The 17,736-nt window shown below is 70.3% G+C and carries 18 protein-coding genes; 10 read left to right on the top strand and 8 right to left on the bottom strand.

Features of this window, described 5'->3' with window-relative positions:
• Nucleotides 1-119 precede the first annotated feature (119 nt).
• From AC4FS2_RS02820 to AC4FS2_RS02790, 7 genes are all read left to right on the top strand, one after another.
• A complete protein-coding gene (locus AC4FS2_RS02820; protein ID WP_491153698.1) occupies nt 120-1,634 on the top strand; it encodes an ABC transporter substrate-binding protein in 1,515 nt (504 codons plus the stop codon).
• Nucleotides 1,631-2,581, top strand: coding sequence for an ABC transporter permease (locus tag AC4FS2_RS02815; RefSeq protein ID WP_491153700.1), 951 nt, complete (start codon nt 1,631-1,633; stop codon nt 2,579-2,581). Before AC4FS2_RS02820 ends, AC4FS2_RS02815 begins: the two co-directional genes overlap by 4 nt.
• A complete protein-coding gene (locus tag AC4FS2_RS02810; RefSeq protein ID WP_491153702.1) occupies nt 2,578-3,465 on the top strand; it encodes an ABC transporter permease in 888 nt (295 codons plus the stop codon). Before AC4FS2_RS02815 ends, AC4FS2_RS02810 begins: the two co-directional genes overlap by 4 nt.
• Nucleotides 3,462-4,265, top strand: coding sequence for an ATP-binding cassette domain-containing protein (locus AC4FS2_RS02805; RefSeq protein ID WP_491153704.1), 804 nt, complete (start codon nt 3,462-3,464; stop codon nt 4,263-4,265). The genes AC4FS2_RS02810 and AC4FS2_RS02805 overlap by 4 nt, the downstream gene beginning before the upstream one ends.
• Nucleotides 4,262-5,053: an ATP-binding cassette domain-containing protein gene (locus tag AC4FS2_RS02800; protein WP_491153706.1), complete on the top strand. Its 792-nt coding sequence runs from the start codon at nt 4,262-4,264 to the stop codon at nt 5,051-5,053. Before AC4FS2_RS02805 ends, AC4FS2_RS02800 begins: the two co-directional genes overlap by 4 nt.
• A gap of 126 nt (nt 5,054-5,179) precedes the next feature.
• The gene (locus AC4FS2_RS02795; protein WP_491153708.1) at nt 5,180-6,241 is read left to right on the top strand and encodes a M4 family metallopeptidase; all 1,062 of its coding nucleotides are present in this window, start codon (nt 5,180-5,182) and stop codon (nt 6,239-6,241) included.
• Entirely contained in the window at nt 6,222-6,587 is a 366-nt protein-coding gene (locus AC4FS2_RS02790) for a protealysin inhibitor emfourin (RefSeq protein WP_491153710.1), read from the top strand. Before AC4FS2_RS02795 ends, AC4FS2_RS02790 begins: the two co-directional genes overlap by 20 nt.
• A gap of 2 nt (nt 6,588-6,589) precedes the next feature.
• Here the strand turns inward: AC4FS2_RS02790 and AC4FS2_RS02785 are convergent, their stop codons facing one another.
• The 3 genes from AC4FS2_RS02785 to AC4FS2_RS02775 form a co-directional block, all read right to left on the bottom strand.
• Complete coding sequence (locus AC4FS2_RS02785; protein WP_491153712.1) at nt 6,590-7,201, bottom strand: GNAT family N-acetyltransferase; 612 nt, start codon at nt 7,199-7,201, stop codon at nt 6,590-6,592.
• A gap of 141 nt (nt 7,202-7,342) precedes the next feature.
• On the bottom strand, nt 7,343-8,038 hold the full coding sequence (locus AC4FS2_RS02780; RefSeq protein WP_491153714.1) for a uracil-DNA glycosylase: 696 nt from the start codon (nt 8,036-8,038) through the stop codon (nt 7,343-7,345).
• Nucleotide 8,039: 1 nt separating this feature from the next.
• Nucleotides 8,040-8,537, bottom strand: a complete 498-nt coding sequence (locus AC4FS2_RS02775) for a phosphoribosyltransferase (RefSeq protein ID WP_491153716.1) — start codon at nt 8,535-8,537, stop codon at nt 8,040-8,042.
• Nucleotides 8,538-8,716: 179 nt separating this feature from the next.
• On the opposite strand from AC4FS2_RS02775, the gene AC4FS2_RS02770 reads away from it, so the two are divergent.
• Nucleotides 8,717-10,210 carry an MFS transporter gene (locus tag AC4FS2_RS02770; protein WP_491176356.1) on the top strand — a complete coding sequence of 498 codons (1,494 nt, stop codon included), beginning with the start codon at nt 8,717-8,719 and terminating at the stop codon, nt 10,208-10,210.
• A gap of 91 nt (nt 10,211-10,301) precedes the next feature.
• On the opposite strand, the gene AC4FS2_RS02765 is transcribed toward AC4FS2_RS02770, so the two are convergent.
• The gene (locus AC4FS2_RS02765; RefSeq protein WP_491153718.1) at nt 10,302-11,072 is read right to left on the bottom strand and encodes an SDR family oxidoreductase; all 771 of its coding nucleotides are present in this window, start codon (nt 11,070-11,072) and stop codon (nt 10,302-10,304) included.
• Nucleotides 11,073-11,199: 127 nt separating this feature from the next.
• Between AC4FS2_RS02765 and AC4FS2_RS02760 the strand changes: the two genes are divergently transcribed.
• Nucleotides 11,200-12,522: a bifunctional o-acetylhomoserine/o-acetylserine sulfhydrylase gene (locus AC4FS2_RS02760; protein WP_491153720.1), complete on the top strand. Its 1,323-nt coding sequence runs from the start codon at nt 11,200-11,202 to the stop codon at nt 12,520-12,522.
• 90 nt (nt 12,523-12,612) lie between these two features.
• On the opposite strand, the gene AC4FS2_RS02755 is transcribed toward AC4FS2_RS02760, so the two are convergent.
• Nucleotides 12,613-13,554, bottom strand: a complete 942-nt coding sequence (locus AC4FS2_RS02755; RefSeq protein ID WP_491153721.1) for a hypothetical protein — start codon at nt 13,552-13,554, stop codon at nt 12,613-12,615.
• Between the two features lie 130 nt (nt 13,555-13,684).
• Here AC4FS2_RS02755 and metX point away from each other — a divergent pair, with 130 nt between their 5' ends.
• A complete protein-coding gene (gene metX / locus AC4FS2_RS02750; protein ID WP_491153722.1) occupies nt 13,685-14,890 on the top strand; it encodes a homoserine O-acetyltransferase MetX in 1,206 nt (401 codons plus the stop codon).
• A 41-nt stretch (nt 14,891-14,931) separates the two neighbouring features.
• Here metX and AC4FS2_RS02745 read toward each other — a convergent pair whose 3' ends face one another.
• From AC4FS2_RS02745 to AC4FS2_RS02735, 3 genes are read right to left on the bottom strand one after another with little or no spacing between them, the layout of a single operon-like run.
• Nucleotides 14,932-16,149: an MFS transporter gene (locus AC4FS2_RS02745; protein ID WP_491153724.1), complete on the bottom strand. Its 1,218-nt coding sequence runs from the start codon at nt 16,147-16,149 to the stop codon at nt 14,932-14,934.
• Between the two features lie 19 nt (nt 16,150-16,168).
• The gene (locus AC4FS2_RS02740; protein WP_491153726.1) at nt 16,169-16,486 is read right to left on the bottom strand and encodes a thiamine-binding protein; all 318 of its coding nucleotides are present in this window, start codon (nt 16,484-16,486) and stop codon (nt 16,169-16,171) included.
• A 9-nt stretch (nt 16,487-16,495) separates the two neighbouring features.
• A complete protein-coding gene (locus AC4FS2_RS02735) occupies nt 16,496-17,719 on the bottom strand; it encodes a hypothetical protein (protein ID WP_491153728.1) in 1,224 nt (407 codons plus the stop codon).
• Between the last annotated feature and the right edge of the window lie 17 nt (nt 17,720-17,736).

Genomic DNA, 17,736 nt, shown 5'->3' with positions numbered 1-17,736 from the left:
TGGCGTTGGGTAATACAACGACCCCGGCGGAAGAGCCCGCAATAGGCTGATAGCACCGAGTTGCCTCCAGCGGCGTCCGACATCATCGATGGCGCCGCTGGCCTGCGAAAGGATTACCCATGCCACGACGCACCGCCCTCGCCGCGTCCGCCCTCCTGCTTGCCGGAACGCTCGCGCTGGCGTCCTGCGCCGGAGGCGGAGGCACCGCCCCGTCCAGCTCATCGGCCGGCGACCCCGACCCGAATGCCACGCTCACCGTCGGCCTGGTGCTGGAGCCGACCAACCTCGACATCCGCCGCACCAGCGGTGCGGCGCTCGAACAGATCCTCATCGACAACGTCTACGAGGGCCTGGTGACGCGCACGCAGGAGAACGAGATCGTGGAATCGCTTGCCAGCGAGTACACCGTCTCCGACGACGGCCTCACCTACACCTTCACCCTCAACGAGGGGGTGACCTTCCACGACGGCACCGCGCTCACCGTCGATGACGTCGTGACCTCGCTCACGCAGGTGAAGGATGATCCGGAGATCGCCGGGAACGCGGAATTCGCCGGCGTCGCCTCGATCACCGCGGCCGACGACTCCACCGTCGTCATCACGCTCACCCAGCCGGACCAGAACTTCCTGTTCTCCCTGACCGGTCCTGGCGGCCTGGTGTTCAAGACGGGTGACACCACCGACCTGCAGACCGCCGCCAACGGTACCGGCCCGTTCACGCTGACGGCCTGGAACCAGGGCGAGAGCATCGAGCTCGCCCGCAATGACGCGTACTGGGGCGACCCGGCCGGCGTCGCCGAGGTGGTGCTGCAGTACATCCCCGACTTCACAGCCGGAGTGAACGCGGCGCTCGACGGTTCGCTCGACGTGCTGACCGCCGTGCAGCCCGACCTCGCTGCGCAGTTGGAGGGCACGGAGTTCACCCTCACGACGGGGCAGACCACCGACAAGGGCACGCTCGCCTTCAACAACACGCGTGCTCCGCTGGACGATGTGCGGGTGCGCGAAGCGCTGCGTCTCGCCATCGACCACGAGGCGCTCGTGGAGGCCCTGGGTGCGGGCGAAACGCAGTACGGCCCCATCCCGGCCCTCGACCCCGGGTACGAAGACCTGTCGGACGTCGCACCGTACGACCCGGCGCGGGCGGTCGAACTCCTCGAGGAGGCCGGGGTCGACGACCTCGATCTCACCCTCACCATCCCGTCGTTCTACGGGACCACGGTGCCGCAGGTGCTCGTCTCGGACTTCGACGAGATCGGCGTCACCCTCGAGGTGGAGTCGGTGGAGTTCCCGACCTGGCTGCAGGACGTCTACACCAACCATGACTACGACCTCAGCTTCGTGCTGCACGTCGAGCCGCGGGACCTCGGCAACTTCGCCGATCCGGAATACTACTTCGGTTACAACAACCCCGACGTGCAGGCGCTGTACGCGCAAGCCCTCAGCACGGTGGATGCGGAGGAGTCGGCCGCGCTTCTGGCCGAAGCCGCACGCCTCGTGTCGGAGGACCATGCCGCTGACTGGCTGTACACCGGCGCGACGGTCACGGCGGTCGGCGCCGGGGTGTCCGGGTTCCCGGAGGACTCCATCAACTCCCGCATCGACCTCGCCGGTGTGACAGTCTCTTCGGAGTGATCCGGTATGCGCTGACCCGGCTGGCCCTGCTGATCGTCGGGCTCGTCGTGGCCAGCGTGCTCATTTTCGTTTCGCTGCGGGTCCTTCCGGGTGACGTCGCGCAACTGATCGCCGGGACCGATTCGTCACCGGAGCAGGTCGCCGCGATCCGAGAGCGTCTGGGCCTCGATGTGCCGCTGCCCCTTCAGTACGTCGAATGGATCGGCGGGATCTTCCGGGGGGACCTCGGTTCGTCGCTGCTCTCGGGCGCGTCCGTGATGAGCGAACTGGCCGACAAGGCCCGTGTGACCGTGCCCCTCGGCATCCTCTCGCTCGTCATCGCCGTGCTCATCGCGGTGCCCCTGGGCGTCCTGTCCGCCGTTCGTCGCGGACGTCCCGACGGCACCGGGATGAGCGTGATCGCGCAGGCTCTGGCCGCCGTCCCCGTCGTCTGGGCGGGGATGATGCTGGTGGTCGTCTTCGCGGTCTGGCTCGGATGGCTTCCCGCGCAGGGCTTCCCGCGCGCGGGGTGGGGCGACCCCGGAGCGGCGATCCGCGCCCTCGTGCTGCCGGCGCTGACGATCGGCATCGTCGAGGGCGCGATGCTGTTGCGGTTCCTGCGCAGCGCGACGCTGCAGGCGATCGGCCAGGACTACGTCCGGACCGCAGCGGCCAAAGGCCTCACCCGCGCTCAGGCGCTGATCCGGCACGGGCTCCCCAACGTGGCGTTGTCGGTGGTCACCGTCCTGGGCCTGCAGATCGCGGGCATCCTCGTCGGCGCGGTCGTCATCGAGCAGCTGTTCACCCTGCCCGGGATCGGGCGGATGCTGGTGACCGATGTCGGCGCTCGCGACCTCCCCAAGGTGCAGGGCGAGCTGCTCGTGCTGACGGGATTCGTGCTCATGATCGGATTCCTCGTCGATCTCCTTCACCGCGCCGTCGACCCCCGCCAGCGGGACAGCGCATGAACGGGCGTGGACGGATGGCGTGGCTCGGGCGACTGTGGGCACTGGGAACCGGGCGTTTCGGGCTTGTGGTGGTGGCCGTCATCCTGATCACGGCGGTCGTGGCAGCGTTCTGGACCCCCTTCCCCCCGCAGCGGGTCGAGCTCGGCGATGCCTGGGCGCCGCCCGGGTGGCCGAATCTGCTGGGCACGGACAACCTGGGTCGCGACATCCTGAGCCTTCTCATGGCCGGGGCGCGCACGACCATCGTGGTGGCCGTCGGCGCCGGCGTCATCGCGACCCTCCTGGGCCTCTTCCTCGCCGCCCTGGGCGCCCTGACCCGACGCTGGGTGCGCGAGAGCGTTGCGGTGCTCGTCGACATCCTCATCGCCTTCCCCGTGCTCATCATCGCCATGATGATCTCCGCGGTGTGGGGCGGGTCGCTGTGGGTCGTGATCTGGGCCGTGGGCATCGGGTTCGGCGTCAACATCGCGCGCGTCACCCGCCCGGAGCTTCGCCGGGTGTTGCACAGCGACTTCGTGCTCGCCGGACGCGCGAGCGGCCTGACCCCCGCCCAGAACCTCTGGCGGCACCTGCTCCCCAACGTCGCTCCGGTGTTCATCGTGCAGTTGTCGTGGGGCATGGCGGTGGCGGTGCTGGCCGAGGCGGGCCTGTCCTACCTCGGGTTCGGCGCTCCCGTGACGGAGCCGTCGTGGGGCGTACTCCTGGCCGATCTGCAGCGGTACATCACGGTGCATCCGCTGTCGGTCGTGTGGCCGGGGCTGGCCATCACGCTCACGGTCCTGGGGCTGAACCTCCTCGGCGACGGGCTGCGTGAGGCCACCGATCCCACGCTCTCCCAACGCTCCCCCACTGCGCGCATCCACGTGCCGGAGGTGGTGGCATGAGCCTCGAAGTCCGCGACCTCGCCATCGAGATCGGCGGCCGCCGTGTCGTGGACGGCATCTCCTTCGACGTCCCGGACGGTGCGCGGCTGGGGCTCATCGGAGAATCCGGCTCCGGCAAGTCGCTCACCGCCCTCGCGATCCTGGGGCTCCTGCCCGACGGGGCCCGCGCGACCGGCAGCGTCCGCTGGGATGACCGCGAGATCCTCGGCCTTCCCGACCGCGAGCTCGCGCACCTCCGTGGGAACGAGATCGGCATCGTGTTCCAGGAGCCGGCGACGGCTCTGAACCCGATCCGCACCGTCGGCCGCCAGATCGCCGAGTCCATCCGCATCCACGAACGCGTTTCCCGCGCCGAGTCGCGGCGCCGGGCGATCGCCGAGGCGGAGCGTGTGGCCCTCCCCGACCCGCAGAGCATCGTGGCGCGCTATCCGCACCAGATCTCCGGCGGGCAGCGTCAGCGGGTTGCGATCGCCATGGCTCTCGCCTGCGGCCCGCGGCTTCTCATCGCCGACGAGCCGACGACGGCGCTGGATGTCACCATCCAGGCCGGGATACTGCACCTGCTCGGGTCGCTCACGGCCCAGGCCGGCATGTCGCTGGTGTTCATCACGCACGATCTGGCGGTGCTCAGCGAGGTCGCCACCGACGCCGTCGTGCTCGAGCACGGTCGCGTGGTCGAATCGGGACCGCTCACGCAGCTGCTGACAGCCCCGGCGAGCCCGATCACACAGGCTCTCCTGCGCGATGCCACGGCCACGCTGTGGCATCCCGAGAACGGCCACCGGGGGGCGGGCGCATGAGCGAAACGCTCCTGCGGGCGCGGGGGCTGACCCGCCGCTTCGTCGCGCCGCGCCGGACCTTGTTCGCCGCTCGCACGGTGACCACGGCGCTGGATGACGCCGATCTCGATGTCGACGCCGGCTCCTCGGTCGGAGTCATCGGAGAATCCGGCTCGGGGAAGACCACCCTGATGCGCCTGCTCCTCGCGCTGGATGTTCCCACCGCGGGCACCGTCCACTTCGACGGGCGCGCCGTCGAGGCAGGCCGCAGCGCCCGGTCGCTGCACTGGTTGCGCCGCGATACCGGAATCGTCTTCCAGGATCCCTATGCGTCGCTGGATCCGCGGATGAGCATCGGCCGGATCGTGGGTGAACCGCTGTGGGCGCTGGACATTCCCGGTGACCGCCGCGCCCGGGTGCGCGAAGTGCTCGAAGAGGTCGGGCTGGAAGCCGGGATGGCCGAGCGGTATCCGCACGAGTTCTCCGGCGGCCAGCGGCAGCGCATCGCGATCGCGCGGGCGATCGTGCATCGGCCGCGGCTGCTGGTCGGCGACGAGCCGCTGTCGGCCCTCGATGTCACGGTGCGCGCGCAGATCCTGCGGCTCCTCGGCGACCTGCGTGCGCGGACGGGGCTGACGCTCCTGATGGTGAGCCACGACATCGGGGTCGTGCAGAACCTGTGCGACCAGGTCGTGGTGATGAAGGACGGTCGCATCGTCGAGGAGGGCCCCACCGAGAAGGTCCTGCTGCAACCGCAAGCCTCCTACACCCGCTCGCTCCTCGCCTCGATCCCCCGCATCCGGACGTAGCGCGCCAACCGGCCGGAGGGCAATGGGCCCGCACGCGGGCAATCGCGTCCGAAGAACCCGCGCCTCGGCCGAAAGCCCGCGTTTCGCGAACGCGACGGAGTCGGGGGTCGGTCGTAGGGTCGGGTCATGACCCCCGGTATCGTCCCGCCGTATCTGCTGACCCGCATCGCGTCTTCGGGCGAACCGCACTTCGCCCGTGCCGCCGCCGCGGCCGCGCGCACCCTCGCGCTCCCACGTCCGCCGCGCGGGCGCACCCGGCTGCGGCTGTCGATCGAGGAGTCCGGCATCCTGGTGGCCGAGACCTCCCCCGCCCCCGACCGGGTGATCTCCGACGCGCAGAACCGGGAACAGCTCCCCGGAGTGCGTGTGCGCGGCGAGGACGACCCTGCGACGGGGGATGCTGCGGCGGACGAGGCGTTCGACGGCCTCGGTGCGACCTTCGACTTCTTCTGGGATGCCTTCGCCCGCAACGCCATCGACGGCGCCGGAGGATCCCTGCTCGCCACCGTCCACTACGGCATCGAGTACGACAACGCCTTCTGGGACGGCGAGCGCATGGTGTTCGGCGACGGCGACGGCGAGGTGTTCACGGGGTTCACCCGCTCGCTCTCGGTGATCGCGCACGAACTGGCCCACGGTGTGACCGAGGCGGAGGGCGGCTTGGAGTATCAGGGGCAGTCCGGTGCGCTCAACGAATCGCTGTCCGACGTGTTCGGCGTGCTGGCCGAACAGCATGCGGCGGGCCAGACCGCCGACGAGGCGTCGTGGCTCGTGGGAGCGGGGATCTTCACGGATGCGGTGGAGGGGGTCGCGCTCCGGTCGGTCAAAGACCCCGGCACCGCCTACGACGACGACGTCCTCGGCCGCGACCCCCAGCCGGGGCACATGCGCGATTACGTCGACACCGCGGAGGACAACGGCGGAGTGCACATCAACTCCGGCATCCCCAATCGCGCGTTCTCCCTCACGGCGGCGAGGCTGGGTGGCAACGCCTGGGAGCGTGCCGGGCGCATCTGGTACCGCACACTCACCGACGGGCTGAGCGCCACGATCGACTTCGCCGGCTTCGCGCGCGCCACGCTCGACGCCGCGGCGTCGGAGTACGGTGAGAACTCGGAGGAGGTCGCCGCGGTCCACGACGGATGGGTGGGCGTCGGCGTCATCGAGGATGGATCACCCGCAACCTGACGACGGATCGCGCGCCCACGACGGTGCGGACGGCCGCGCCGACCCGCCCCACGGGGGCGAGACGCGCATGGTCGTGATCACCGTCATCCGCTCCGGCGGGATCGCCGGGAGGCGGCGCCAGTGGCGCGCCGAGCCGGCGCCGGATGACACCCCGCGCTGGCGGACGCTGGTCGACCGCTGCCCGTGGGACGACGCCGGAGGCGGGTCTGCCGGAGCCGACCGATACGTCTGGATCATCCGCGTCGAGGACGGTCCCACTCCCCTCCACGAGGCGGAGCTGCCCGACGCCCGACTGGACGGCCCGTGGCGCGAACTCGTGGATGCGGTGCGGGCCGCCGCATCCTGACCTCAGCCGCCCAGGAGCGATCGCTTCTTGCGCTTGGGGATGCTCTTCTGCAGGTAGATGACGCCCAGCCAGCGGTTGAACTTGAAGCCGACCCGACCCATCCGGCCCACTTCGGTGAATCCGTACTTCTCGTGCAGGCGGATGGACGCGTCGGCCCCCTTGTCGCTGATCGCCGCCACGACCTCGCGGATGCCGGCATCCTGACACGCGTCGAGGAGGGCTGAGAGGAGGGCCGACCCCAGCCCCTTCCCGGCGGCGGCCTGCCCGAGGTAGATGGAGTCCTCCACCGTGTAGCGGTAGGCCGACTTCGACTTCCACGGCTGCACCAGTGCGTACCCGAGGATCTGACCGGACGGGCTTTCCGCGACGAGGAACGGCATCCCGAGCTTCGCGAGGTGCCCGAATTTCTCTCGCCAGGCGCCGACCTTCCACGGCTTCTCGTCGAAGGTCACCACGGAGTTCGTCACGTAGTAGTTGTAGATCTCGCGGATGTGCGGGATGTCCCGTTCCTCGGCCGCGCGGATCGTGTACGCGAACGGCGTCTCGGGCTTCGGCGCGGGCCGCAGGTGCCGCGGAAGACGGCGGCGGCTCTTGTCGTACTCGTCCTCCAGCACGGCTGCCACTCTAGCCCGCCGCCCGCGTCCCCCCCCGTCGCTCCCGCCCGCTCCTGCCTCGAGAAACGACGTTCGGGACGAGAAACCACGCGCGGCGTTATGTCTCGCCCGCATTGTGGTTTCTCGCTTGAGCGGCGGCGGTCACGCCGCGGGCACGCGCCAGTCCACCGGAGCAGCACCCTGGGCTTCGAGCAACGCGTTCGCGCGCGAGAACGGGCGCGAGCCGAAGAACCCGCGGCTCGCCGACAGGGGCGAGGGATGCGCCGACTCGACGATCGGCGTCTTCCCGAGCATCGGCCGCAGGTTCGCCGCATCCCGTCCCCACAGGATCGCGACGAGGGGGGCGTCGCGCTCGATGAGAGTGCGGATGGCGTGTTCGGTGACGCTCTCCCACCCCCACCCGCGGTGGGACGCAGACGCCCCGGGTGCGACGGTGAGGACGCGGTTGAGGAGCATCACCCCCTGATCGCTCCAGGCCGACAGGTCGCCATGGCCCGCGGGCGCGATGCCGAGGTCTGCCTGCAGTTCCGTGTAGATGTTCGTCAGACTCCGCGGGAGGGGACGGACGTGCGCGTCGACGGCGAACGACAGACCGATCGGATGCCCCGGCGTGGGGTACGGGTCCTGCCCGACGATCAGGACCTTGACGTCGGCGAGCGGACGCTGAAAAGCCCGCAGCACGCGCTCGCCCGCCGGAAGGTAGCTGCGCCCGGCGGCGACCTCGGCGCGGAGCCGGTCGCCGAGAGCCGCAATCTGCGGCGCAACCGGTTCGAGCGCCGCCGCCCAGCCTGCATCCACGAGCCCCGCCTCAGCGAGTTCGGCGAGGCTCATCGCCACCTCAGGCCCCGACGGCCTCATCGAGCACCGACCCGCGGGCCGACCACGGGAAATCGATCCACAGCGGGGTGTCCTTCCACGCGTAGTCCGGCCGCATGATGGTCGTGGGCTTGGTGTAGATCACGACGGAGCGCATGTCGGCGCCGCGGTCGCGCAGCAGCTTCACGGCGAGCGCCAGGGTCCGGCCGCTGTCGGCGACGTCGTCCACGAGCAGCACGCGACGGCCTTCGAGGTAATCGATGTCCAACGCCGGAGGGATCACCTCCGGAGCATCCAGCACCGTCCCGATGCCGGTGTAGAACTCGACGTTGAGTGCCCCGCAGTTCTTGACCCCCAGGCCGTAAGCAATGGCGCCGGCCGGCAGAAGCCCGCCGCGCGCGATCGCCACGACCACCTCCGGTACGAACCCGTCCGCGAGGATGGCGCGAGCCAGATCGCGCGATGCCTCTCCGAACTGGTCCCACGTCAGGATCTCGTGCTCTCCGCTGACCTCGCCCACATGCCCTCCCGGTGCTGCTGTGTTTCAACTCTAGGTCCGGGGAGGCGCACGTCATTCCCGATGCCTCGGCCTCCCGGTGCCGACACGCTGCCTGCGGTCGCGAGCCCCCCCACGAATCCCCGGAGTGTCGTGCGGAGCCGTCGCCGGGCGCCCCGCGAGGCGCGGTGTATCCTCGGCGCGTGACCCGAGCTTCCACGTCTGCGGCCGTGCGCCGCTCCGGGCTGGGCGTCACCGCGGGGCTCATCGGCTGGTTCATCGTTGTCGAGCTGGTCAGCGGCATCCTGCAGGGCTACTACGTTCCCCTGTTCAGCGACATCGTCATCGCCCTCGGCATCCACGACGCCGATGTGAACTGGTTCGAGGCCGGGCAGCTCCTGCTGTCGGCCCTCGTCCTGCCGATCCTGGCGAAGCTCGGCGACATGTTCGGGCACAAGAAGATCCTGCTGATCTCCGCGCTGCTCACCGCGGGCGCGAGCTGGGGGCTCGTCTTCGCCGACAACTTCTGGACGTTCCTGCTCGCGTGGTCGCTGCAGGGGTTCTACGTCGTGTGGCTGCCGCTGGAGATCGCGCTCATCTTCGAGCGCGGACGCCGCCAGTCCCGCGGTGTCTCCCAGACACGTCGCGCGGCCGGCCTCCTCGTGGTGGGGCTGGAGGCCGGAGCGATCATCGGCGCCCTCGCCGCGGGGCGCCTGTTCGCCGCATCCAGCGAGAACCTGCAGCTGACCCTGATGATCCCCGCGATCGCCGTCACGCTCGTGTCGCTGGTCATCTGGCTGGGCGTGCCCGAGTCGGAGCCGGTGCCGGGACGTCGCCTCGATCTGGGCGGATTCGTCATCCTCGCGTTCGCTCTGCTTCTGGTCACCGGCGGGCTGTCGTTCCTGCGTGTGCCGGACGGACCCGGGATCGGCGTCGTGGCCGCTCTGGTCCTCGCCGGCGTCGCCGCCTTCGCGGTTTTCGTCTGGTACGAATTGCGCCAGTCCGATCCCGCGATCGACATCCGTGTGCTCGTCCGGTCGCAGATGTGGCCGGTACAGGCCACGGCATTCCTCGTGGGCATCAGCCTGCTGGGGGCGCAGGGTCCGCTCGCCACGTATGCGGGAACCGATTCATCGCTCGGATACGGGCTGGGCCTGGATGCGACGGATCGCTCCAACGTCATCGGCGTCTACCTCGTGTCGCTGATCGTCGGCGCCGTGCTGTTCGCGCTCACATCACGGCGCGCGAATCCCCGGTTCATGCTGATCGGCGCCGCCGTCCTGGTGGGCGTGGGGTACACGCTGTTCGTCCCGTTCCACATCGAACTGTGGCAGGTTCTGCTCAATCTCTCCATCGCCGGGATCGGGTCGGGCGCGCTGGTGGCCGCGATGCCCGCCGCCGCCGCGGCCGCCGCTCCGCGCGGGCAGACGGGGATCTCGTCGGCGCTGACCAACACGACAAAGACGATCGGCGGCACGTTCGCGTCGGCCGTGTTCGGCGTGGTGCTCGCCGGCGCGGCCGGCGCGGCCGTCGCATCCACGGCGGCGCCGCTGGTCGGTTACCTCACGGTGTGGATCGTGTGCGCGGCGGGCGGATTCCTCGCCGCGCTCCTGCTTCTCTTCGTCCCGAAGGTGGCCTTCGCCGACACGGACGCCGAAGAGGCGGATGCCGCGGCAGGTCAGGCTCAGGTGCTCTGAACCTCCGCCGGCCATGTCTCACCTCTGCAGCTTCCGAGGCGCCGAAACCTGCCGACGTGAGACATCACGCGCCAGGGGGCGGGGCGGGGGGTCAGCGGGGGCGGAGGGGGCCTCGGGCGAGCAGGTGCTGGGCCGATTGGGCGACGGGGCGCATGGTCACGAGGTCGAGGTTGACGTGCCCCGGAGCGTCCAGTGCATAGGCGATGACGTCCGCGACGTCGTCCGCGGTGAGCGGGTTCTCGACGTCGTCGTAGATGCTCTCGGCAGCATCGCGGTCGCCGCGCAGACGGTTCACCGAGAACTCCTCGGTGTAGACCATCCCCGGCGCGATCTGCGTCACGCGGATCGGTTCGCCGTTCAGCTCGAGGCGCAGGGCGCTGGCGAGCATCGCCTCACCCGCCTTCGCAGCGTTGTACCCCCCGCCGCCCGCGTACGCCGTCTGCGCCGCCGTCGACGTGACGAAGAGCGTGTCTGCGTATCCATCGGCGGATGCGGCTCGCCGCAGCAAGGGCAGGAGCGCCGAAACGAGCATCTGCGCCGAGACCACGTTGACCTCGAACATCCACCGCCAGTCTTCGGCCAGTCCCTCGGCGACCGCATCGGCACCGCGCGCTCCCCCGGCGATGTGCACGAGGGCGTGCACCGGCCCGGATTCGTCGAGCCACTCGGCGAGGGCCGCAACGTCCTCGGCGCGCGTGAGATCGGCGGCGTATCCGACGATCCCGATCTCCGTCTCGAGGGCTTGCAGCCGGTCGGCGCGCCGGGCGACGCCGACCACGTCCCAACCGCGACGGCGCAGCAGCCGTGCCGTCGCCTCGCCGATCCCGGAGCTCGCGCCGGTCACCACTGCACGTCGTGTCATGCCGCCACGCTACCCCGGCGGTTGTTACGTCACATTTCCCACCGCTTGTCGTCGACGCTTCCCCTTCGTAACCTCGCTCCTGGTGATGGTGCCCTGCCGTTGCCCCGAGACACGCAGGAGTACGAACATGTCCGCACCCGAGAACTGGCAGTTCGAGACCAAGCAGATCCACTCGGGCGCCCAGCCCGACCCCACGACCAAGGCTCGTGCGACGCCGATCTACCAGACCACGTCGTACGTCTTCGACAACGCCGACCACGCCGCGAACCTGTTCGCGCTGGCCGAGTTCGGCAACATCTACACCCGCATCCAGAACCCCACCCAGGATGTCGTCGAGCAGCGCGTCGCGGCCCTCGAGGGCGGCACGGGCGCGCTGCTGGTGGCCAGCGGTCAAGCAGCGGAGACGTTCGCCGTGCTGAACATCGCTGAGGCGGGAGACCACATCGTCTCGTCGAGCTCGATCTACGGCGGAACGTACAACCTGTTCAAGTACACCCTCGCCAAGCTCGGTATCGAGGTCACGTTCGTCGAGAACCAGGACGACCCCGAGGAGTGGCGCGCGGCGGTACGCCCCAACACGAAGCTCTTCTTCGCCGAGACCATCGGTAACCCGAAGATCAACGTCCTCGACATCCGCACCGTCGCCGACGTCGCGCACGCCGCGGGCGTCCCGCTGATCGTGGACAACACGATCGCCACCCCCTACCTCATCCGCCCGTTCGAGCACGGCGCCGACATCGTCATCCACTCGGCGACGAAGTTCCTCGGCGGACACGGCACCGTCATCGGCGGCATCATCGTCGACGGCGGTTCGTTCGCCTGGTCGGAGAACGTCGAGAAGTTCCCGGGCCTCACCGAACCCGACCCCTCGTACCACGGCGCCAGCTACACCACGGCTGTCGGGGACTCCCTCGCGTACATCATCAAGGCGCGCGTGCAGTTGCTCCGCGACCTCGGCGCCGCCATCTCGCCGAACAGCGCCTGGCTGCTCATCCAGGGCATCGAAACCCTGTCGCTGCGTATCGAGCGTCACGTGCAGAACGCGCAGGAGATCGCCGAGTGGCTCGAGTCGCGCGACGATGTCGCGTCGGTCAACTACTCGGGCCTTCCCACGTCGCCCTGGTACGCCGCGGCGAACCGCTACGCCCCCAAGGGCGTCGGCGCGGTTCTCTCCTTCGAGCTCAAGGGAGGGGTGCAGGCCGGGCGCGAGTTCGTCAACTCGCTCACGCTCTTCAGCCACCTCGCCAACATCGGTGACGTGCGCTCGCTCGTCATCCACCCGGCGTCGACCACGCACTCGCAGCTCACGCCCGAGCAGCAGCTGACCGCCGGGGTCACACCCGGCCTCGTACGTCTGTCGCTGGGGCTGGAGAACATCGCCGACCTCAAGGCCGACCTCGACCAGGCACTGGCCGCCGCCCGCCGCTCGGTGGAGGCCGCTCGCGTCTGATCCCCGGCCCGTCCGGTGCCGGCGCGCCGGCCTGCGGATGCCTCGACTGCTTCGGCGGTCGAGGCATCCGTCGTTTCCGAGCTGCGCGGCTCAGGCGGCGTCCCACCACCGCAGCACACGTAATGCGCGCAGCGTCACCCAACGACTCGGGAAGCCCTCCGCTTCGGCGTCCTCGGCGAACAGCCGCGGCCCCTGGTGCGTGTTCTCTTCCTTCCACATGCCGAAGGGCAGCATGCGCGACCGCAACAGCTCGACCGCTTCCGCGCAGCGTTCGTCGCGCTCGGGTCGGGCGAGGCGGAAGTAATCCAGAGCGCGCAGGTAGTCGTAGTACCAGCGCGGTGCCGCGGAGGCGAGGGTGAAGCGCACGTCGACGAGTTCGCCGTCCGTCGCGCGGCGCAGGAGCCGCCGGTCGAGCAGAAACTCCTCGCCGCGCCGACGCACCGCGCGGAGCTCGCCCGACCCTCCGGTCGCCTGCTCCCACGCGCGCAGGCCCTCCAGCACGCACAGGGTGGAGTGGAAGGAGGACCGACTGGTGCCGTCTTCATCCCAGCAGTTCCATCCGCCGTCGGGGAGCTGTCCGGCGATCACCGTGGCGACGATGGGTGCGGCATCCTGGCCGAAGTATGCCCCGACGGCCAGGGCGATCCCGTTGATGCAGGGTTCCGTCTCGCCGTCGAAGTAGCGCTCGCCCTCATGCTCCCAGCGCACAGAGACGCGCACCCGGTCGATCGCGGTGCGCGCCGCGTCGCTGCCGGGATCGAGGCCGTACTGCATCAGGGTCTGCAGCGAGAAGTGCGTGGCCGTCCACACGTCGAAGTGGGGGCGCGAGTCATCGACCCAGCCGGGCTTGTAGGTTCCGCCGTCCCACCGGCCGTCATCGGCCTGCTCGGCCAGGAGACGAGCGCCCCACCCCTCGGTCGCCACCAGCGCGCGAGCACCGGCGACCTCGTCGGCCGGCGCATCGACCAGGTCGTGCAGCACCTGCCAGCGGATCGCGGGGTCACCCTCCAAGAGGTATGCGGTTACGTCCATGCGCGGGAGCGTACCGCGGGGCGCGGACACGCGCGCGGCCCGGACACGCGCGGGGCCCAGACACGCGCGCGGCGCAGCGGGTGCGCGTAACACTGACCGGGCGACGCCGCGACTCCGAGACAATGGAGCCATGGACTGGCAGACCTCCGAAGACACGGTGCCCTCGGCACCGGTCACGGAGGCCGACGCCCGACTCCTCCTGGGGCGTCCCCCCGCCACCGGCGCCTGGCGCGACGGCGACCCCGTCGGCGACCGGCGTTTCGCCGCCTTCGGCGCCTTCCGCACCGAGGGCGGGGCAGAACTCCCCGGCTTCCGGCTCGCGTACGAGACCTGGGGCGAGCTGTCTGCGACGGGCGACAACGCCGTCCTCATCCTGCACGCACTCACCGGCGACAGCCACGTCCGCGGACCGGCCGCGCCGGGCCACGCCACCGACGGATGGTGGGATGACCTCGTCGGCCCGGGCGCGCCCATCGACACCAACCGCTGGTTCGTGGTCGCTCCCAACATGCTGGGTGGATGCCAGGGCTCCACGGGTCCGGCCAGCATCGCGCCGAACGGGTACGAGTGGGCATCCCGCTTCCCGTACCTGACCATCCGCGACCAGGTCGACGCGCAAGCCCGCCTCGCCGACGCCCTGGGTATCGAGCGCTGGGCCGCCGTGGTCGGCGGATCGATGGGCGGGATGCATGCGCTGGAGTGGGCCGCGGGCCGCCCCGAGCGCGTCGAGCGCGCCGCCATCCTCTCCGCACCGCCGGCCAACACCGCGGACCAGATCGCCCTGAACTCGGTGCAGCTGGAAGCCATCCGTATCGACCCGCGCTTCGCCGGCGGCGAGTTCTACGACGCGGGCGACGGCGACGGCCCGCACCGCGGACTCGCTCTGGCGCGTCGCATGGCGCTGCTGAATTACCGCAGCCCCTCCGAGCTGAACTCGCGGTTCCAGCGCAGCTGGCAGTCGGGGGTGAGTCCGCTCGGTCGCGGAGGGCGGTTCGCGGTGGAGTCCTACCTCGACTTCCACGGCAACAAGTTCACGCGCCGCTTCGACGCCAACAGCTACATCACCCTGGTCGAAGCGATGAACTCGCACGACGTCGGCCGCGACCGCGGCGGCATCGAAGAGGCGCTGCGCGGGGTGACCGCGACGACGCTGGTGCTCGGCATCGACAGCGACCGGCTGTTCCCGATCGACGGGCAGCACCGGATCGCGCGCAGCATCCCGAACACCCTCGACGGCGACGACGCCGTCGTGGTGGTCAGCGACTTCGGTCACGACGGCTTCCTCATCGAGACCGCCGCCGTCGGCGGACACCTCCGCCGGCTCCTCGCGACCTGAGCCGCCGCCCCACCCGCGGGAGTCAGCCCCCGCGCGGGCTGTCAGCGCGAGGCTGCAGCGCGCGAGCGCTCCACCCGGAAGCTCACCACCGCGAGGCCGGCGCCGGCCAGCCCTAGGACGGCACCCACCCACGCGGGAGCCGCGAACCCCCAGCCCGCCGCGATCGTCAATCCGCCGAGGAAGGCGCCCAGGCTGTTGCCGATGTTCAGCGAGGAATGGTTCAGCGCCGCCCCGATCGACTGGTAGTCGCCCGCGACATCCATCAGCCGGGTCTGGATGCTGGGACTCAGCGCCGCCCCGGCGAATGCCACCGCGAACGTGAACACGCAGAGGGTCACGATCCACGCCCCCGTGAGTGCGAGGAGCGCGGATGCGACAGCCAGGGCGAGGAGACCGCCGAGCATGGAGCGTCGAAGGCTCCAGTCGGCCAGGCGCCCGCCGACGAGGTTGCCCGCCGTCATCCCGAGGCCCACGATCACGAGCACGATCGACACACTCCACTCCGGAGACCCGGCCAGATCGGTCACCATCGGCGCGATGTAGCTCACCATCGTGAAGAATCCGCCGAACCCGATGGCTCCGGTCCCCAGGGCGAACCACACCTGTCCGATCCGGAAGATGCGGAGTTCGTCGCGCAGGCGCCGTCCCGGGTCCCCGGGATGCGGCGGCACCGTCAGCGCGATCGCCACAGTGGCCAGCGCGAACACCGCCGTCACGACGAGGAACGCACTCCGCCAGCCCAGCTGCTGCCCGAGCAACGTCCCCAGGGGCACCCCGACGACGTTCGCGACGGTCAGGCCGGTGAGCACGAACGCGACGCCCTGCGCGCGCTTGTTCGGGCCGAGCAGATCCGCGGCGATGAGGGCGCCGATGCCGAAGTATGCGCCGTGCGGGAGTCCTGCCAGCAAGCGGGATGCGGCGACCAGCTCGTAGGTCGGCGCGATCACCGTCAGCGCGTTGAACACGGTGAGCGCCGATGCGAGAGCGATCATCACGCGGTGCCGCGGAAAGCGCGCCACCGAACCCGCGATCGTCGGCGCGCCGATGACCACACCGAGGGCGTACAGGGAGATGAGCCACCCCGCCTGGGCGATGGCGTCGTCGGAATCGGACGCCCACTGGGTGGGCAGAAGTTCGGCGGCGATGTTCGGCAGCAGCCCCATGATGACGAACTCGGTCATGCCGATGCCGAAGCTACCGATGGCGAGAGCGAGGAGCGCCCACGTCGCCGCGCCCCTCGGGGAAGTCGAGGAGGTCACCGGGAAAGGGTAGTACCGATCAGTCGGTGTCGCGAATCGATTCGAGGGCCGACTCGAGACGGTCGATCTTGCCGTCGATCTCGCCCGTGCGGCCGGGGCGGATGTCGGCCTTCAGGACGAGAGAGACGCGGGAGCCGAACGGCATGACTGCGTCGGTGGCGCGACGAACGACATCGAAGACCTCCTCCCACTCCCCCTCGATCTCCGTGAACATCGATGTCGTGCGATTGGGCAGGCCCGAGTCGCGCACGACGCGGACGGCCGCGGCGACGGCGTCATGCACCGAGCCGTCGGCGGAGGACGAACCGGAGGGAGCGACGGAGAAGGCTACGAGCATGCCCCGACGCTACTCCGCCAGGGTGCGGGGGCGCGAGCGGGTACCGGTGCGGCCGATGGGCACGCGCGCCAGTCGCACGCACATCCAGGCGAACAGCGCGATGAGGATCACGTTCCGCAGGGTGAGCACGAGGACCGGCGTGAGTTCGGCCACCAGCAGGCGGTCGTACATGACCGGATACACGAGCTGCGTCAGCCCCGACACGAAAAGCACCACGGCAGCCGGCCCCGCCCACCGCCACCGGTCGAGGACGACCGCGAACAGAAGTGGCGGCACGAGCCACGTCATGTACTGCGGCGACCCGACCTTGTTCGTCACGATGAACGCGAGCACCAGAGCGAGCGCGAGCGGCGGGAAGAGGGCGGCGAAGGATGCCCCGCGCCACGCTTTGAGCGCGCCGATCAGCGCGACCCCGCCGACGACGGCGACGAGCACCGGCGTCATCACGGCGGCGACCGCGGCGGCGGCGGGCCCGGTGACTTCGAACGTGATGATCTCGGCCGCGTAGAAGATCGCCGCCCCGGGGACCCCGAGAAGGGTTCCCCACACATACAGGGTGCTCACCGGCGCTTCGACCTGGAGCCCACGTCCGGTCTGATCCCCGATGAATCCCAGCGCAAAAGCGCCCCCGCCGGCGAGGACGACGACGAGAAGCGTCGCTGCCGACACCGCGAGCGCCGCTCCGAGGAGGGGAAGCCGGCGCCGCACTGCCAGGATGGCCGCGGCTCCGAGGGCCGCCGGCCACACCTTGATCCATGTCGCGACCGTCAGCAGGGTCGCGGCCAGCCATGGACGGCCGCGGAGCCAGAGGCATCCGGCGATCGCCAGGGGTACGGTCACCGCATCCAGCCGGTACAGGGCGACCGGGCCGAGCATGAGGATCGCGGCGAGCCAGAGCCAGGCGGCGGCACGGCGCCCGCGGGAGCGCGCACGGCCCACGAGCAATGCGAAAGCGAGCGCGTCGCATACGGTCGCCAGCGCGGCCCAGCCGACGGTGTACGAGCCCAGCAGCGCGAAGCCCCACGCGAGCACCATCGGCACGAGCGCGAGCTGCGGGTACACCCACGACTCCGTGATTCCCACGATGCCCTCGCCGGCGAGCGCCTGCCGCGACCAGGGCTCGTAGACGTTGTAGACGTCGCCCATCGGCTGACTGGGCAGGTGGAAGCCGGAGACCGCCACGGCCGCATGCACCACCGCGAACGCGATCCACAGCGGCGCGCGTCGGGACACGCTCACATCCTATGGGC

The organism is Microbacterium sp. Z10_103 (genome assembly GCF_058310455.1).
The sequence above is the reverse complement of the archived record's forward strand: the minus strand, read 5'-3'. Positions and strand labels throughout refer to the sequence as shown.

Bases quoted from the DNA above. Each gene is read 5' to 3' on its own strand.
- AC4FS2_RS02820 (WP_491153698.1), top strand. From the start codon at position 120: ATGCCACGACGCACCGCCCTCGCCGCGTCCGCCCTCCTGCTTGCCGGA.
- AC4FS2_RS02810 (WP_491153702.1), top strand. From the start codon at position 2,578: ATGAACGGGCGTGGACGGATGGCGTGGCTCGGGCGACTGTGGGCACTG.
- AC4FS2_RS02805 (WP_491153704.1), top strand. From the start codon at position 3,462: ATGAGCCTCGAAGTCCGCGACCTCGCCATCGAGATCGGCGGCCGCCGT.
- AC4FS2_RS02800 (WP_491153706.1), top strand. From the start codon at position 4,262: ATGAGCGAAACGCTCCTGCGGGCGCGGGGGCTGACCCGCCGCTTCGTC.
- AC4FS2_RS02795 (WP_491153708.1), top strand. From the start codon at position 5,180: ATGACCCCCGGTATCGTCCCGCCGTATCTGCTGACCCGCATCGCGTCT.
- AC4FS2_RS02790 (WP_491153710.1), top strand. From the start codon at position 6,222: ATGGATCACCCGCAACCTGACGACGGATCGCGCGCCCACGACGGTGCG.
- AC4FS2_RS02765 (WP_491153718.1), bottom strand. From the start codon at position 11,072: ATGACACGACGTGCAGTGGTGACCGGCGCGAGCTCCGGGATCGGCGAG.
- AC4FS2_RS02760 (WP_491153720.1), top strand. From the start codon at position 11,200: ATGTCCGCACCCGAGAACTGGCAGTTCGAGACCAAGCAGATCCACTCG.
- AC4FS2_RS02755 (WP_491153721.1), bottom strand. From the start codon at position 13,554: ATGGACGTAACCGCATACCTCTTGGAGGGTGACCCCGCGATCCGCTGG.
- metX (WP_491153722.1), top strand. From the start codon at position 13,685: ATGGACTGGCAGACCTCCGAAGACACGGTGCCCTCGGCACCGGTCACG.
- AC4FS2_RS02740 (WP_491153726.1), bottom strand. From the start codon at position 16,486: ATGCTCGTAGCCTTCTCCGTCGCTCCCTCCGGTTCGTCCTCCGCCGAC.